This window comes from Streptomyces sp. NPDC019890 (assembly GCF_044903445.1).
Lineage (GTDB): Bacteria > Actinomycetota > Actinomycetes > Streptomycetales > Streptomycetaceae > Streptomyces.
On record NZ_JBJDQK010000002.1, the window covers coordinates 545,883 to 562,281 of the forward strand.

Sequence of the window (16,399 nt, forward strand, 5' to 3'; positions counted from 1 at the left end):
GATGGCGTCGCAGATGCATCGGCCGGCCGCCGGGTCGACATGCCCCGGCTGTGCGGAACCGCTGGAGACAGGTGACCTCTTCTGCGGTGCGTGCGGGTACAACCTCGCCGCAGCGCCCGCGCCGCAGCCCGACCGTCCCACCATGGCCGTCGGCGCGCCCGTCGCGTGGCCGACGGCGAGCGGGACGGACAGCTCCGGCATGCCCGCGCCGGTGCAACGGCCCGGCGATCTGCCGGGGACGGACTCGGGCGGCGGCCCGCTGCCCGCCTCGGCCGTACGGTACGACGGCCCGCCCAGCTCCTCACCACGATCCTCGCCCAACGCCTCACCCAACGCCTCACCCGACGCCTCGCCGCAGGCCTCGCCCAGCGCCTCGCCCGACTCCGGCGGGGACTTCGAGCTCGCCGCTCCGGACCCGGGCAGCGCCGTCGCCACCGACCCACGCGCCGTGGACCCCGTCACTCCCCCTTCCGGAGGCAAGGTGTGCGTGGCCTGCCGCGCCGGCCATGTCGACACAGACGGCTACTGCGAGAACTGCGGCCACGCCCAGCCCCGCGAGCGCGATCACATGGAGCAGGAACTCGGCTCTGTCGCGGCGGTCAGCGACCGCGGCCTGCGCCACCATCGCAACGAGGACTCGTTCGCGGTCTCCTCCACGGCCCTGCCCGACGGCTCGCCCGCCGTCGTCGCCATCGTCTGCGACGGGGTGTCGTCGGCGACCCGCCCCGACGATGCCTCCGAGGCCGCCGCAAGCGCCGCCAACGAGCTGCTGCTCGAGACACTGCCGCGCGGCACCCACCCCCAGCAGGCCATGCACGAGGCGATCGTCGCCGCTTCCGAGGCGGTCAACTCCCTTGCCGCGGACCCCGGCCAGGGCGGGGCGATGGAGCACGATACGCACCGCCATCAGAACGCGCCCGCGTGCACCATCGTCGGCGCGGTGGCCGCAGGCAGCCTGCTGGTGATCGGCTGGGTCGGTGACAGCCGCGCCTACTGGGTGCCCGACGACCGCAGTGGCCCGCCCGCCCGGCTGACGGAGGACGACTCCTGGGCCGCCCAGATGGTGGCGGCAGGCCTGATGAGCGAGGCGGAGGCGTACGCCGACGAGCGCGCCCATGCCATCACGGGCTGGCTCGGGGCCGATGCGTACGAACTGGAGCCGCACACGGCGTCGTTCAAGCCGGACCGCTCCGGTGTGGTCGTCGTCTGTACGGATGGCCTGTGGAACTACGCGGAGGGTGCCGAGGACATGGCCCGGTCGATCCCGGCCGACGCCGCGGACCGGCCACTGCACAGCGCACAGGTTCTGGTCGGCCACGCGCTCGACGGCGGGGGCCACGACAACGTAACAGTGGCTGTCCTGCCGTTCACCGTGCCGCAGCAAGGGGCAGGATCGGCCTACGACAAGGCTTGAGCCCCTATTTGTCCGCCTCTTCCGTCCACTTCTTCCGTCCGCCGAAACGGTCCGCCACGCTCGCGCCCGCGGACGCCCGTGTCATTTCACGCTGACCAACTCTGCCCGAGTGGAGCCTCAAGGAGCCGATCCGATGGCCAATTTCTCCAAGTCCCAGGTGCCGCAGTTCTCCGTCGAGGTGTATCAGAACGAATATCTGCCCGAGGGCGGCCGCGAGGTGAACGCGATCGTCACCGTCACCTCCACCGGAGGCGGCACCGGCGGCCGGGTTCCGCTCACCGGCGCAGCCGCCTCCCCCTCCGCCATACCGGCACAGTCGCCGGGCGCCGCTGTGGTGATCATGGTCGACTGTTCCGGCTCGATGGACTATCCCCCGACCAAGATGCGCAATGCGCGCGATGCCACGGCCGCCGCCATCGACACCCTGCGCGACGGCACTGCGTTCGCCGTGGTCGCCGGTACGCATGTGGCGAGCGAGGTCTATCCGGGAGGCGGCCGGCTCGCGGTCGCCGATGCGGGGACCCGTGCCCAGGCCAAGGACGCCCTGCGGCGGCTCACCGCGGGCGGCGGCACCGCGATCGGCACCTGGCTGCGACTGGCCGACCGGCTGCTCGCCACCTCTGACGGGGCGATCCGGCACGGGATCCTGCTCACCGACGGCCGTAACGAGCACGAGTCGCCGGAGGATCTGCAGGCGAGTCTGGAGGCCAGCGCGGGCCGCTTCACCTGCGACGCCCGCGGGGTCGGCACCGACTGGGAGGTCAAGGAGGTCACCGGCATCGCCTCCGCACTCCTCGGCACCGCCGACATCGTCGCGAACCCGGACGAGCTGGCCGCGGACTTCACCGGCATGATGGAGAACGCGATGGGCAAGGAGGTCGCGGACGTTGCGCTGCGGCTGTGGACGCCGGTCGGCGTGGAGATCAAGTTCGTCAAGCAAGTGGCGCCGACGGTCGAGGACTTGACCGGGCGGCGCACCGAGTCCGGGCCGCGGTCCGGGGACTATCCGACCGGTTCCTGGGGCGACGAGTCCCGCGACTACCACGTATGCGTCAAGGTGCCGGAGGCCGGAATCGGCCGGGAGATGCTGGCGGCCCGGGTCTCGCTGATCGTTCCGGCCGCGGACGGTGGTACTCCGCAAGTGCTGTCGCAGGGGCTGGTACGCGCGGTGTGGACGGACGACATGGTGGCGTCCACCTCGATCAACCCCCAGGTCGCGCACTACACAGGCCAGGCCGAACTGGCACAAGTCATCCAACAGGGGCTGGATGCCCGCAAGTCGGGTGACATCGACGGCGCGACGGCGAAGCTGGGCCGCGCGGTGCAGCTCGCGGCGGACTCGGGGAACGAAGACACTGCGAAACTGCTTTCGAAGGTGGTGGACGTCGTCGATGCGGCGACGGGTACTGTGCGACTGAAAGCGAAGGTCGCGGAGGCTGACGAGATGACCCTCGAAACGCGTTCCACCAAGACGGTTCGCGTGAAGAAGTAGCCTGCCGCACGCCTGGAATCACGAGAAACACAGATGTGAAACGGCCCTCGGGCCGGACGAGGAGAGGGGGAAGCGCCGACATGCCGACCTGCCCGAACGGACACCAGTCGGGTTCCGACGACTGGTGCGAGGTCTGTGGCCACCGCATGGCCGGTCCTGGCGCTCCCGCGGGTGCCGTTCCGCCGCCGCCTCCCCCGCCGCCGGCCTACGGCTACCCCGGCCCCGGCGACCCGAACGCCACCGCTCAGGCCGAGCTCTGCCCGCAGTGCCGCACCCCGCGCGAGGCCATGGCCCCGTTCTGCGAGGAGTGCCGGTACAACTTCCTCACGCACACGGCGACGTCGTACACCCCGGTGGCTCCGCCCCAGCAGCCGGTCGGCGGGCTGAACCTGCCACCGGGCTTCCAGTCCCAGCCGGCACCCGGACCGCCGCCGCCTGCTCCGCGGCAGCATGATCCGTACGAGTATCAGAGCTCGCGGCCCTCGCAGATGAACAGGCCCGCCGAGCCGCTGACGAACGATCCGTCGGCGCCGCAGCAGCCGTCCTTCCAGCAGCCGGGTCCGCCGCCTCCGCCGTCCTTCCAGCAGCCGCCGGGGCAGCCCGGACCGCCTGCGCCGCCCGGGTATCAGCAGTCGGCTCCGCCCGCGCCGCCGCAGCCGCAGCAGACGGGCGGCGGGGACGACTGGATGCTGTCGCCGCCCTCGCATACGCAGGCGCCGCAGCAACCCCAGGTACCGCAGGCTCCTCAGCCGCCGCAACCGTTCCAGCAGCAGCCGTATCAACAGCAGCCGCCCCCGTACGCGCAGCAGCCCGGCCCCCCGCAGAACCAGCAGTCCCAGCAGCCGCCGTACCAGCAGGCCGGCCGGGGCGAGGCCCCCGCGGGCTGGACGGCCGTGATCGGGCCCGACCGCGAGTACTTCATGGCGATGATGCAGCGCAGCGGCCCGGACGCCAGCGGCCTCAACCTGCCTGCGTACTCTCCCGAGCAGCACCTCCCGCTCGTCGGCAACCAGATCTCCATCGGCCGCCGCAGGCACTCCACCGGCGAATCCCCGGACATCGACCTGTCCGTCCCGCCGGAGGACCCGGGCGTCTCGCACCAGCACGCGGTGCTGGTCCAGCAGCCCGACGGCTCCTGGGCCGTCGTCGACCAGAACTCCACCAACGGCACCACGCTCAACGGCGCCGAGGATCCGATCCAGCCGTATGTCCCGATCCCGCTGAACGACGGCGACCGGGTGCACGTCGGAGCCTGGACGACGATCACGATCCGGCGCGGCTAGCCGCGACCGTTCAGGCGGCCTCCACACGGGCCGCCGGCAGGGGGCCTCCAACATGGGCCTGTAACACGGGCCTCTAACTGGACGGATGCCCGAGCGGCCAGGCGTAAGGCCCCTCGGGTTCGTCCAGCCACGCCCATTGGTGGTGGCCCCTGACGGTGACCCCGAAGCGGTCCCGCTTTGGCCGCCGCTCACGCTCCCACAGCGAGAGCGCCTCACGCGGATCGAGGCTCCCCGCGGTCAGCGTCAGCAGGAAGCGGAAGAGGTCGTTCTCGATGGCGCGCCTCGGCAGGCCGCCGATGTGCCCCTCCCGTACGGCCTCACCGCCGCGCAGCGGCACAAAGTACGCCGAGGTCCGCAGAAAACGTCCCTCCGCGGTCCGGCCGCGGTTGTCGTCGCGCACCCGCAGCGCGATCAGCCCGGTGGACAGCGGGGCCAGGATCCGGGCCCCCGGCCGGCACTGCGGCAGCCAGTCGAAGGGCACGGACGGCAGCGTGCAGGTCGCGATGATGCGGTCGAAGGGAGCGCGTGCCGGGCAGCCACGTGCGCCGTCCCCGGTGATCACGGCCGGGTGGTAACCCGCGGCCGCCAGATGCGTGCGCGCCGACTCGGTGATCTCCGGGTCCACGTCGACGGTCGTCACCAGCTCGTCGCCGAGCCGGTGCGCGAGCAGTGCGGCGTTGTAGCCGGTGCCCGCGCCGATCTCCAGGACCGCGTGCCCGTCCCGTACCTCCAGCTCTTCGAGCATCCGGGCCATCAGCGAGGGCTGGCTGCTGGACGAGATCAGCCGGCCGTCGCGCACCCGGGTCGCGAGCGGCCCGTCCATGTACGCCTCGCTCAGCCATCGGGCACGGCGCCGCGGATCGGGGTCCTCACACCACAGACGCTCGTACGCACCGGCCCGGCTCACGAAGTAGTACGGCACGAACAGATGACGCGGCACCTCCTCGAACGCCGCCCGCCAGGCCGGATCGCCCAGCCCGCCCTCGGCCACAATCGTCTGCACCAGCGAGCGCCGCGCCTCGGCGGCGGGCTCGGCGAACCGCTCCAGCTCCGTACTCATGCATCCACTGTCCTGCGGGGCCGCCGTCGGCGCGAGCACCCGGGAGGGGGTGGGTCCCAGGGCCTCTGTCCTCGGCTGGTCCGTCTGAGACGATGTACGTGTGCCGCACTCCCCGGGGGACAACCCCGGACCCCGGCCGGCACACCTCGGGGCTGACCAGAGACACATTGCGAGGCTTATTCACGTGAACGAGATTCCGCGCGGCACGCTTCAGCAGCAGACCTTCTTCGAGCAGGTCGGCGGCGAGGAGACCTTCCGGCGCCTCGTCCACCGCTTCTACCAGGGCGTCGCCGACGACCCGCTGCTGCGGCCGATGTACCCGGAGGAGGATCTGGGCCCGGCCGAGGAGCGGCTCGTGCTGTTCCTGATGCAGTACTGGGGCGGCCCACGCCACTACAGCGACCATCGCGGCCACCCCCGGCTGCGGATGCGCCACGCGCCGTTCACCGTCGACAAGGCCGCGCACGACGCCTGGCTGAAGCACATGCGTACGGCCGTCGACCAGCTGGGACTCTCCGCGGAGCACGAGAAGCAGCTGTGGGACTACCTCACCTACGCAGCCGCCTCGATGGTGAACACCGCCGACTGAACACGGCTGGCTGAGCCGGCTGAGCGCCGGGCCGGCGGAGGTCAACCGTGCCGGGTGGGGGTGACGCTCAGGCCGCCAAGACCATTGGTGCGTACGGCGATCGACCCGAAGGGCGTACGCAGTCTGAGCCATGCGCCCGTGGACAGCAGGGCAACCGGAACATCCGGGCGCAGAAAGCCGAGCGACTGGGCGGCGTGTACGGCACGCAGCGGCAGCCCAGTGGTGCCGACGGTGCGCGACCAGATCTCGCGCCCGATTCGGTCCCGCTCGGCGCGGGTGCGGCGCTCGGCGGGCAACTGCTCGTCACGGGTGCGGAATTCGGCGACGGCAGCGGCGACAGCGCCACGCATCGCCGTCACCTCAGGGAGCCCTGGAAGCTCCCGCCAGCCGCCGCGCGGCGGCAGCAGTCCGGCCCACGGCGGCCCGGTGACGGGGGCGGGCACGCTGAACTCCGCGCCTTCCAGGGACTCGAGCAGCTCACCCGCGGAGACGGTGACATCCAGCTCGACGGGGTCGCCGAGCCGTGCCGTACGGATCGCGAGCACCTCGAAGGAGGGCGGGCGTCCGAAAACGGCGAGCGCGCCACCGCCGGCCTGGAGCCGGACGGCGGCAGCGCGGTCGTAGTGGATCAGCCGGGCGAGGAAGGCGGCGAGATCCTCCGCCTCCCTCGCATCAGCGAAGTGCAGACTCTGCACGGGCACGCTCATGCGGCGAGGGCACCGTCATCGGCGTCGTCCAGATACTTCTGGAGGAAGGACTTCTCCTCCGCGCTGATCCGGCGCGGACGTTCGGCGGAGAGGTCGTAGGGCACGACGACGGTCGAGGCCCGCACATAGACCTGCGAGGGACCCTCGGCGTCCTTGACCTCGTACGCGATGGTCAGCGAAGCCGCGCCAATCTTCGTCACCCACGACTCGATGATCACCGGCTCGTGCCGGTGGACGAGCGGCCGCTTGTACTCGATCTCGTGCCGGGCCACAACGGACCCGCCCGAGAACGACGGAGAGCCGTCCCCGGGCGCCAGCCGGAACATGAAGTCGATCCGCGCCTCTTCCAGGTAGCGCAGGAAGACGACGTTGTTGACATGCCCGAAGGCGTCCATGTCCGACCAGCGGAGCGGGCAGCGGTAGATATGACGGGCCATTGGTGAACCTCAGCCCCGGGTGAGCTTCTTGTACGTGGCACGGTGCGGACGGGCCGCGTCCGGGCCGAGCCGCTCGACCTTGTTCTTCTCGTACGACTCGAAGTTGCCCTCGAACCAGAACCACTTGGAGTCGCCCTCGTACGCCAGGATGTGCGTGGCAACGCGGTCGAGGAACCAGCGGTCGTGGGAAACGACCACGGCCGCACCGGGGAACTCGAGCAGGGCGTTCTCCAGGGAGGAGAGCGTCTCGACGTCGAGGTCGTTGGTGGGCTCGTCGAGGAGCAGCAGGTTGCCGCCCTGCTTCAGGGTGAGCGCCAGGTTGAGGCGGTTGCGCTCACCGCCGGACAGGACACCGGCCGGCTTCTGCTGGTCCGGGCCCTTGAAGCCGAACGCCGACACATAGGCGCGGGACGGCATCTCGACCTGGCCGACGTTGATGTAGTCGAGCTCGTCGGAGACGACGGCCCACAGGGTCTTCTTGGGGTCGATGTTGGCGCGGCTCTGGTCGACGTACGAGATCTTGACCGTCTCGCCGACCTTGATCGCACCGGAGTCCGGCTGCTCCAGGCCCTGGATCATCTTGAAGAGCGTGGTCTTGCCGGCGCCGTTCGGACCGATCACACCGACGATTCCGTTCCGCGGCAGCGAGAAGGAGAGCTCGTCGATGAGGACCTTGTCGCCGAAGGCCTTGGAGAGGTTCTCGACCTCGACGACGACGCTGCCCAGCCGGGGGCCCGGCGGGATCTGGATCTCCTCGAAGTCCAGCTTCCGCATCTTGTCGGCCTCGGCGGCCATCTCCTCGTAACGGGCGAGACGGGCCTTGGACTTGGCCTGCCGCCCCTTCGCGTTGGAGCGGACCCACTCGAGCTCTTCCTTCAGACGCTTCTGGCGCTTGGCGTCCTTCGCACCCTCGACCTTGAGACGGGAGGACTTGTTCTCCAGGTAGGTGGAGTAGTTGCCCTCGTAGGGGTGGGCGCGGCCGCGGTCGAGCTCCAGGATCCACTCGGCGACGTTGTCGAGGAAGTACCGGTCGTGGGTGATGGCAACGACAGTGCCGGGGTACTTGGCGAGGTGCGCCTCCAGCCACTGCACGGACTCGGCGTCCAGGTGGTTGGTGGGCTCGTCGAGGAGCAGCAGGTCGGGGGCCTCGAGCAGCAGCTTGCACAGGGCCACACGGCGCTTCTCACCACCGGAGAGGTTGGTGACGGGCCAGTCACCGGGCGGGCAGCCCAGCGCGTCCATGGCCTGCTCCAGCTGGGCGTCGAGGTCCCAGGCGTTGGAGTGGTCGAGGTCCTCCTGGAGCTTGCCCATCTCCTCCATCAGCGCGTCGGTGTACTCGGTCGCCATCTGCTCGGCGATCTCGTTGAACCGGTCCAACTTGCCCTTGACCTCGCGAACGCCGTCCTCGACGTTCTCCAGGACGGTCTTGGACTCGTCGAGCGGCGGCTCCTGCAGCAGGATGCCGACGGTGTACCCGGGCGAGAGGAACGCGTCTCCGTTGGAGGGCTGCTCCAGACCGGCCATGATCTTCAGCACGGTGGACTTACCGGCGCCGTTGGGGCCGACCACACCGATCTTCGCACCGGGCAGGAAGCTCAGCGTCACGTCATCGAGGATGACCTTGTCGCCGTGCGCCTTGCGCGTCTTGCGCATCGTGTAGATGTACTCAGCCAAGAGAAACCGTCCGGCAAGAAGTGGGTGGGCAGATACACCCCATCTTGCCGTACGTCCATCCCCCGATGGAAACCAGCGCTGTCAGCGGCTCTGATCCGGCCTGAAAACCGGCTGCCCCGGCACTCGCGAGCCCTCGCCCCGGAAGGGGGCAGGCGATCAGTCCTGATTCAGTAACACAGGGGAGTCAGTCGCACACATAGGGCACTTGCCAGCTCCCTCTTCCGCTACAACCGAAACCATGACCACAGCAACAGACCGCGCGCTGATCATCTCCAGTGTCACGGCCAACGCCCTCTCGGCAGCGACCATCCTCGCCGGCGCCTTCACCGATCTGCCGGACGCTGCGCGGCCGTTGGCCATCACCGTCGCGGGCGCAGCGAGTTGTGGACTCGTTTGGAAGTTCCTCACGATCAGCCGGGCCGACCTGACTCGTAAGTTGATGCTCGGCGCAACCGCTGTGATCACTGCACTCTGCGTCGCTCTCTTCTGGCCTGGACGCTCACTACTTGGTGGCACCGATGCAAAGCCGACGGCGGCCGGTCAGGCAACGGCACTAGAGGTTGATCTGGACAAAGCTGTCGCTCAACTGAGGCAGAGCATTCAGCCCGCCCAGAACGCCGCCGTCGGCACCTGCACCTCGGTGTCGGGGAAGGGCACGATCCCCTTTGGCTACGAAATCTGGGTGGCAAACCTGTCCGACGCAAGGGGCGCCCCGAACACCGCTCGCCTCTACAACCTGCAGCGGGCGAGCCTGGCGAACGGCACGTGGCAAACGCCCGTGTATGGCGTGGGCCTGCCAGGAGACACTGGCAAACAGTTCTGGATCAACGTGTTCCTGCTGCCAGTAGCCGCTGGAAGCATCCTTGCTCTCACGCTGCGCGGCGACCGCAAGGGCTGGAACTCGAACCTGTTTGGCTCCATCGGGGGTGCTGTCCAGATCGATGAGATCCATGTGGAGCGCACCTCAAACAAAACGTGCCCTTGGGATCCTCGGTGAGGATCAACTTTCGACGGCCCCCAGGCGGCCCACGCGGCGTGAGGCGGCCTTTCTCTACGGACTCGCCCCAGCGACGGCAACGGCCCCGGCAGGCGCAGGCATACCGGGGCCGTCGTCAGCGCAGCGTCACATTGCGCTCAGGTGCGCTCACTCTTCGGTGTCCGTCGGCTTCTTCTTGCGAAGGAAGAAGATCGCGCCGCCGCCGATCACGACGAGGGCGACCGCTATGCCCGCGATCATCGGGGTGGCGCTGGAGCTGCCCGTCTCGGCGAGGTCGCCCTCAAGGCCGGCGGCCGTGCCCCCGGCCGAGGCCGGGCTGGGCTGGGACGAGGGGGTGTCCGGGCCCGCAGGGCCCTTGGTCTTGCAGTCGAGGACCCCCTTGAAGGTCTTCTTGAAGCCGCCGGGCCCGGTGATCGTGAAGTCGTACGCCTGGTCCTCGGCGACCGGGATCGTTACCGTCCTGGACGCACCGGCCGGGATCGTGTGCTTGAAGCCCATCAGCTCGAAGGTGAATGCAGCGTCCCCCTTGTTGCTGGCGGTGATGTCCACGCCGCCCTTGGCGCAGTTCTTCTTCGCCGAGAGCGCCGGTATCGCGCCCGCCTTCGCCCAGGTGGCCGTCGCGCTCGCGGAGACCGTGGACTCGCTGGAGCCGGCCAGGATCTGGGTCTGGCTCTTGGTCACCCCGGCGAACGCCCGGCCCACCGGGACGGAGGTGGTGGCCTGTGCGGTCAACGTGGCCGAGCCGTCCGCGGCGCCGGCCGGGACGTCGAAGTACAGCTGGGCGCCGTTGACGACGGCGGTGAGGGGCTTGCCCGCCACGTCGGTGATCTTGACTCCGCTGGCGGCCGCGTCGGCGGGCGGGGTCACGGTGACCTGCCCCCCGTCGGTGCGGACCGTGACGGGGCCGAGCCGACCGCCCGCCTTGCCGGAGACGGAGTTCCCCTCCAGGCTGAGCGAGGCCTTCGGCTCGGCTACGTCCTTGGCCTCCTTCTCCAGCCAGTCCGCAAGCTTCTCCGCGGCGGGGTCGAGCGCATCGACGTCCGCGTCGTCCGAGTAGCGCCAGATGGCCACCTGCGTGCCCGCTGCGGCGGTCCGCTCGGAGAGCTGTCCGGTGCCCGCTTCCTTGGCCAGCGCAGCCAGGTCGTCGACCTGGGGGTAGGAGTGCTGCAGGATCCAGCGGATCTTGCCCGCGTCCTTGTTGCCGCCCAGCGACGTCTGGTTCCAGGGGGTCTCCAGGTACTTGGCCTGGTCCTGGGTCGGGTTGTGGATGTCAATGCAGTACGTCTTCAGCCGGCCGCCGCCGTCGACGGTCATCTCGAACACCCCGGCGGGTATTTCGTGAGTCTTGCCCTTCGTGCGGAGCACGGCCCGGTCGAAGGTCTTCAGCCCGTCGAGAGTGGCGACTGCGCCGCCCTGGTGCTGAACGCCGTCGTCGGCGGCGGCCGTTCCCGCACCGGCCATGGAGCCCGTCGCAATGACGCCCGCCATCAACGCCGCGGCAGTAAGCCGACGAGCAGCGCCCCGCCTGCGTACAGCTGACGCAGAGAACACAGCAAACACAGAATTCCCCTCCGGGCGAGGCCGTGGTCGCGTGCGCGTTTCGCGCGTGACGCGTGGGGGGAGTGCCTCGCCTGCAGACTCAAGTGCCCCGTGAGTACGCCGAAATCCTAGAGAGGCCGCGCACCCCAGTCCCCCGTCATACCGTCAGACAACCATTCCGACTCGGAATCGTTATCGCGAACTGTCCGGCCATCGCCGTTCCCCCCTTCCTGAATCGACAAATCTCCACAACTCCAGGTCAGGCCACGGGTGTCGGCGCCATACGCACCTCCGGGGAATGTCCCGCAGGGTGCTCTGAGGGGCGCTCAGCGTGACGATCCCAGGCACTTTCCGCGGTCCGTTCCCCGGAGCCCTCCCCGGTCCGTTCGCCGGCCCGATCCGCGGTCCTTTCCACAGGACGCGCCACAGGGCGTTCCGCAGGACGCGCACTCGGATTCGGTTCCGCCTTCACCACGCGGCGAAATGCCGCGGTCCCGCGCGTCAGATCGTGCCCCACCGCAACCGCGTCGATCTCGGCCGACGTCCTGCGCTGCCCGTCCCGTTCCTCCTCACGCACCTTCAACCGCCCATGAACGAGGAGAGGTTCACCGACCGAGACCGATCCGGCGAGATTGATGGCCAGAGAGCGCCAGGCGAACACCGTGTAGAAGCTGGTGTGTCCATCCGTCCAGCTTCCGCTCTGCCGGTCGAACCGTCGCGGCGTCACCGCGAATCGGAATCGCGCCACCCCGCCTGTCGCCGTCTCCCGGTACTCCACATTCGTGGCGACATTGCCCACCACCGTCACCATCGTGTCGTTCACGACGGCCACCTCCCCGTCCGGTTACCTCGGCCAGTCCGTACTGACCGATCTCCATGCTGGACCGGACGGGAAGAACCCGCTGACGCCTGTGGACGACAGCGTCGCTGTGGACAACTCCGTCACCCCAGAAGCCGTACCGTCCCACCGCCGCCCACGGAGGGCCGCGGGCCGACGCCCGCCCCCGCCTTCCCCGACACCGTCGCGTACTGCTCCCGCACTTCCCGGTAGCGCATGAGCTCCCCCGCGATCGGATCGAGCACCCTTGCCCGCCCGCATCCTGCCGCTGCTTCCCTCAGCCGCCGCTGCGCATCCTGCCCGTACCGCCGCGCCGGCCCCCGAGCGGCCGCCGCGCACGCCCACTCCACCAGCGGACCGCCCACGATCCCCGCGAGCATCAGCATCGCCGGAAGCAGCAGCCCAGGCTCCAGTACGCCGATGATCTGGCAGACCAGCCACAGCCCGCCGTAGATCTGAAGCAGTGTCATCGACGCCTGCGCCAGTACCGCGGCCGGCCACCAAGCGGGCCGCAGTGGTCGCCCGCTCGTCACCTCCGCCTCGCCCGCCGCCAGCTCGTCCAGCGCCTCCGGCAACCCCTCTGCCCCCCGCACCGCCGCCTCGCGCACCGCCTGCGCCCACGGCGCCGGCAGCCCCGCGGCCGCCTCGTCCGCGACCGTACGCACCGCCTGCTCGACCCGTTGCCGCGCGGTGAGCTCGTCCTCCACCGGCGTCGCGGCCCCGGACACGGCATCCCCCGGCAGGCCCGTGCCCTCGTACCAGCGCCACAGCCGCAGCCACGGCGTTCCGCACGCCCGGCTCGCGTGCCTGCGCCACTCGCGCTCCGCCGTCTCACCGGCCGCCTTCGCGCCGATCGCCTCAGCCAGCCGGGCCGCGAAGTCCTCACGCGAACGCTCACCGAGACCGGTCCGCCCGTCGGCCACATAGACGCCGCGGAGCTTCGCCGCGGCCGCGTCCACATCGGCGGACAGCCGTCGCGCGGCGGCATCACGCTCCTGTACGAACTTCCCGATCAGGTCGCGCAGTTCGTCAACGCCCTCCCCTGTGAGCGCGGAGAGCGCGAGCACGGTGGCACCCGGATCACCGTGCTCGCCAAGGGCGATTCCGTCCTCGTCAAGGAGCCGACGCAGATCGTCGAGCACCTGGTCGGCGGCCTCGCCGGGCAGCCGGTCCACCTGGTTGAGCACCACGAAGGTGATCTCCGCATGCCCGGCGAGCGGCCGCAGATACCGCTCGTGCAGTGCGGCGTCCGCGTACTTTTCCGGGTCGACCACCCAGATCACCGCGTCCACCAGCGCCACGACCCGGTCCACCTGCTCCCGGTGCTTGACCACCGCCGAGTCGTGATCGGGCAGATCGACCAGCACAAGACCGGACAGCTCCTCGTCGCCGCCCGCCAGGGGCCTGCGCCGTAGGCGCGGCGGGATGGCGAGCCTGTCGAGCAGTCCGGCTGCGCCCTCCGACCAGGCACAGGCGATCGGTCCTGTGGTGGTGGGCCTGCGCAGACCGGTTTCCGAGATGGGCACCTGGGCGAGTGCGTTGAAGAGCGTGGACTTCCCGCTCCCGGTTGCGCCCGCGATGGCGACGACGGTGTGCCGCGAGGAGAGCCGCTGGCGGGCGGCGGCCTCGTCCAGGACCCGGCCCGCCTCGGCAAGGGTCTTCCCGTCCAGCCGGGTGCGTGAGAGACCGACGAGCTCGCGCAGCGCGTCGAGACGTACTCGCAGCGGCCCGACGTACGCCCCGCCGATCGGCTCGTCCTCCTCCTCGGCCTCCGTCTCCGCTGCTTCCTCTTCCGCCACTGTGGCGTCCGCGCCGCCTGCCCGGCGGGCGATCAGCCCGTCGTCCCAGCGGTCGCCGGTCTCGTTCTCGTCGTCAGTGATGGCGGTCACCGCCGTCACCTCTCCTTCTGCAGTACGGACAGCGCGGCGATCAGCTCGGCCTGTGGCTCGGGGGTCACTTCCAGTGCGTCGAGGGGTGCGAGACGGCGGTCGCGCTCGCTGTGGAGCACGCCGTCGATGTACGTCGCCATGAGCTCGCCGCCCTTGTCGCGCAGCCGCAGCGCACCCTGTGCCCCGATCCGCTCGGCGAGCCGCTCCCCCGCGCCGCGGGCCCGCCGCCCGCCGAGCAGCGCGGCCGCGACCAGCGCGGCCAATGTCTCGGGGTCGGGCGCCACGGTCCGCTCCAGCCGCCGCGCCTCCTCGTCGGCGAGCTCCTCCAGCTCCCGCCGCCAGCGGCGTACAGCGATCCCGATCCGCTCAGCCGCCTCCAGATCGAGCCGCCCCTGTGCGACGACTGCCCCTGCGGCCGGCTCCCGCCGCCAGGCCTCCTGCACGCGCTCGTCGGCGGCGGCGACGGCGCACTGCAACAGCGCGGACAGGCTGCCGACCAGGGAGTCCAGCACCTCGCCCGCGGAACTGTCACGCGGAAAGCCGCGCCAACGGGTCCGGGCGTCCCCGGCGAGCACCGCGCCCGACCGGAGCTGCCTGCGCACCCGTTCGCGCTCCTTCTCGTACGACTCCTCGACCGTGGCCGTGAGCCGCAGCGCCGCGGCGTACTGCCCGGCCACGGCCGCCGCGAGCTCGGGCATCCGCGCATTGAGCGAGTCGATCACGCCCGCCGCCGTGCGCCCCACGGCCTGCTGTCTGGCCGCCGGGTCCTGCACCCGGTGGGCCAGCCAGGCGAACAGCGGGGCCACGGCCGTGGTGGGCAGCAGCCCGCTGCCGCCGCCCGCGGACTCGGGCAGCTCCGGGATCGTGAACCGTGGCACCTCGCCGAGCCCGGCCTTGGTCAGCAGGGCCGCGTACTGCCGCGAGACATCCTCGACGACCTGGTGCGGCACCCGGTCGAGCACCGTGACCAGCGTGGCGTCGTACTGCTTCGCAGTACGCAGCAGATGCCACGGCACGGCGTCCGCGTACCGCGAGGCCGTCGTCACCATCACCCAGACGTCGGCGGCGCAGATCAACTCGGCGGCAAGCAGCCGGTTCTCGACGACGAGCGAGTCGATGTCGGGCGCGTCGAGCAGCGCAAGACCACGGGGCAGCGTGACGGCGGTCTCGATCCGCAACGATCCCTCCTCCCCGGCCGCGCGCCCGCCGTCCTCCGCCGGCTGGGTCTCGTCCTGCTGCGGCAGCCATACGCGGGTGAGCTGGGGCAGCACCCGCATCCCCGCGAACCAGTGGTGATCGTCCGGATGGCACACGAGCACGGGAATCCGCGTGGTGGGCCGCAGCACCCCGGCCTCGCTGACCCGCCGGCCCACAAGGGAATTGACGAGCGTCGACTTCCCGGCCCCGGTGGACCCGCCGACAACAGCGAGCAGGGGCGCTTCGGGCTCCTTGAGCCGGGGCACGAGATAGTCGTCGAGCTGTGCGAGCAGCTCATCACGTGTCTGCCGGGCACGCGGAGCACCGGGAAGGGGGAGAGGGAGACGCACGGCGGCGACACGGTCGCGGAGGGCGGATAGTGCGTCAATCAGCTGAGGCCGTGCATCCAAGGTCACCACATGCGAAGAATGCCCAATTCTGGTGGGATTTTGAAGCGTATGGCACTCTCTGCGCGCCGGTCGAACGCACGGGACAGACGGGACGAGTGGGGCGCAGGCATAACGAGTGCACAACACCCGAGACGTGAGGCGTCAAAAGCGGTGCGGGAAAGGCACCTGCCTGCGATTATCGGTTCGCTTCACCGAACCTCCACATCGTGCCACGCAGGTGAAGCAACCGGGTCAAGGCGATCGGAGCCCTATCCTTGTCCCCGGCAAGGTCACGGACCACCCATCAGGGGCTCCAGGCCACCGAGGCCACGATCCGGCCCCCGTAGCTCAGTGGATAGAGCAGGCGCCTTCTAAGCGCTTGGCCGCAGGTTCGAGTCCTGCCGGGGGCGCACAATCGGCGCGATGGTTCGGCCCTCCTCCCGGGAGGGCCTTTTTGCTGCTCAGGGGCACTTTAGCGGGGCGGGCGTAGCGGACGCGTAAGCACCCGACCGCTCTCGGTGATCACGAGCGTGGTCCGGCGCCGTCCGGCTGTCACCGGGATTCTGCGGCCTTGCGCCTGCAGGAAAGGTGTCCTGCACGAACGCGCGTCCGCGCTGGTGTATGGGCTGCTCGGCGGCGGCCACGGCTGCGCCGAACGCCTCGGGGGTTGCATTACCGCTTCCAGCAGCCCGGTCTCGGTGCGGAAGTAGTAGTGCACCAGGCCGGGGTCGACGTCGGCGTCCTGGGCGACCGACCGCAGTGAGGTCGCGGCGTAGCCACGGGTGGCGAAGGATCTGCGGGCAGCGGTGATGATCTTGTCCGCCTGCTCTCCGCGCTCTCCCCGGAGACCTCGCCCAGTCACACCGCATCACCTTCCCTAACAGGTCAGTGAAG

At 70.2% G+C, this 16,399-nt stretch carries 14 protein-coding genes and 1 tRNA gene; 6 read left to right on the top strand and 9 right to left on the bottom strand.

Features of this window, described 5'->3' with window-relative positions; genetic code table 11:
* The first annotated feature begins 1 nt into the window (after position 1).
* The 3 genes from ACI2LP_RS06815 to ACI2LP_RS06825 all read left to right on the top strand — a co-directional run bounded on the left by ACI2LP_RS06815 (position 2) and on the right by ACI2LP_RS06825 (position 4,189).
* Entirely contained in the window at positions 2-1,414 is a 1,413-nt protein-coding gene (locus ACI2LP_RS06815) for a protein phosphatase 2C domain-containing protein (RefSeq protein WP_404723466.1), read from the top strand.
* Between the two features lie 133 nt (positions 1,415-1,547).
* Positions 1,548-2,906, top strand: coding sequence for a VWA domain-containing protein (locus ACI2LP_RS06820; RefSeq protein ID WP_404723467.1), 1,359 nt, complete (start codon positions 1,548-1,550; stop codon positions 2,904-2,906).
* A gap of 80 nt (positions 2,907-2,986) precedes the next feature.
* Positions 2,987-4,189 carry an FHA domain-containing protein gene (locus ACI2LP_RS06825; protein ID WP_404723468.1) on the top strand — a complete coding sequence of 401 codons (1,203 nt, stop codon included), beginning with the start codon at positions 2,987-2,989 and terminating at the stop codon, positions 4,187-4,189.
* 73 nt (positions 4,190-4,262) lie between these two features.
* Here ACI2LP_RS06825 and ACI2LP_RS06830 read toward each other — a convergent pair whose 3' ends face one another.
* A complete protein-coding gene (locus ACI2LP_RS06830; RefSeq protein ID WP_404723469.1) occupies positions 4,263-5,249 on the bottom strand; it encodes a methyltransferase domain-containing protein in 987 nt (328 codons plus the stop codon).
* A gap of 184 nt (positions 5,250-5,433) precedes the next feature.
* Here ACI2LP_RS06830 and ACI2LP_RS06835 point away from each other — a divergent pair, with 184 nt between their 5' ends.
* Positions 5,434-5,838 (top strand): globin, encoded by a 405-nt coding sequence (locus ACI2LP_RS06835; RefSeq protein ID WP_404723470.1) that lies wholly within the window; start codon positions 5,434-5,436, stop codon positions 5,836-5,838.
* A gap of 41 nt (positions 5,839-5,879) precedes the next feature.
* Here ACI2LP_RS06835 and ACI2LP_RS06840 read toward each other — a convergent pair whose 3' ends face one another.
* From ACI2LP_RS06840 to ettA, 3 genes are read right to left on the bottom strand one after another with little or no spacing between them, the layout of a single operon-like run.
* Positions 5,880-6,545 (bottom strand): hypothetical protein, encoded by a 666-nt coding sequence (locus tag ACI2LP_RS06840; protein WP_404723471.1) that lies wholly within the window; start codon positions 6,543-6,545, stop codon positions 5,880-5,882.
* Positions 6,542-6,982 (bottom strand): acyl-CoA thioesterase, encoded by a 441-nt coding sequence (locus ACI2LP_RS06845; protein WP_404723472.1) that lies wholly within the window; start codon positions 6,980-6,982, stop codon positions 6,542-6,544. Before ACI2LP_RS06845 ends, ACI2LP_RS06840 begins: the two co-directional genes overlap by 4 nt.
* Before the next feature lie 9 nt (positions 6,983-6,991).
* The gene (gene ettA, locus ACI2LP_RS06850) at positions 6,992-8,656 is read right to left on the bottom strand and encodes an energy-dependent translational throttle protein EttA (protein ID WP_360875998.1); all 1,665 of its coding nucleotides are present in this window, start codon (positions 8,654-8,656) and stop codon (positions 6,992-6,994) included.
* Between the two features lie 238 nt (positions 8,657-8,894).
* Between ettA and ACI2LP_RS06855 the strand changes: the two genes are divergently transcribed.
* Complete coding sequence (locus tag ACI2LP_RS06855) at positions 8,895-9,653, top strand: hypothetical protein (protein WP_404723473.1); 759 nt, start codon at positions 8,895-8,897, stop codon at positions 9,651-9,653.
* 147 nt (positions 9,654-9,800) lie between these two features.
* On the opposite strand, the gene ACI2LP_RS06860 is transcribed toward ACI2LP_RS06855, so the two are convergent.
* From ACI2LP_RS06860 to ACI2LP_RS06875, 4 genes are all read right to left on the bottom strand, one after another.
* Positions 9,801-11,141, bottom strand: a complete 1,341-nt coding sequence (locus ACI2LP_RS06860) for an LAETG motif-containing sortase-dependent surface protein (RefSeq protein WP_404723474.1) — start codon at positions 11,139-11,141, stop codon at positions 9,801-9,803.
* 310 nt (positions 11,142-11,451) lie between these two features.
* On the bottom strand, positions 11,452-12,003 hold the full coding sequence (locus tag ACI2LP_RS06865; RefSeq protein ID WP_404723475.1) for a single-stranded DNA-binding protein: 552 nt from the start codon (positions 12,001-12,003) through the stop codon (positions 11,452-11,454).
* A gap of 131 nt (positions 12,004-12,134) precedes the next feature.
* Complete coding sequence (locus ACI2LP_RS06870; RefSeq protein ID WP_404723476.1) at positions 12,135-13,919, bottom strand: GTPase; 1,785 nt, start codon at positions 13,917-13,919, stop codon at positions 12,135-12,137.
* 5 nt (positions 13,920-13,924) lie between these two features.
* A complete protein-coding gene (locus tag ACI2LP_RS06875; RefSeq protein ID WP_404723752.1) occupies positions 13,925-15,526 on the bottom strand; it encodes a dynamin family protein in 1,602 nt (533 codons plus the stop codon).
* 316 nt (positions 15,527-15,842) lie between these two features.
* Between ACI2LP_RS06875 and ACI2LP_RS06880 the strand changes: the two genes are divergently transcribed.
* A tRNA-Arg gene (locus ACI2LP_RS06880) sits at positions 15,843-15,915 on the top strand.
* Positions 15,916-15,977: 62 nt separating this feature from the next.
* Here the strand turns inward: ACI2LP_RS06880 and ACI2LP_RS06885 are convergent.
* Positions 15,978-16,367: a helix-turn-helix domain-containing protein gene (locus ACI2LP_RS06885; RefSeq protein ID WP_404723477.1), complete on the bottom strand. Its 390-nt coding sequence runs from the start codon at positions 16,365-16,367 to the stop codon at positions 15,978-15,980.
* Positions 16,368-16,399: the final 32 nt, after the last annotated feature.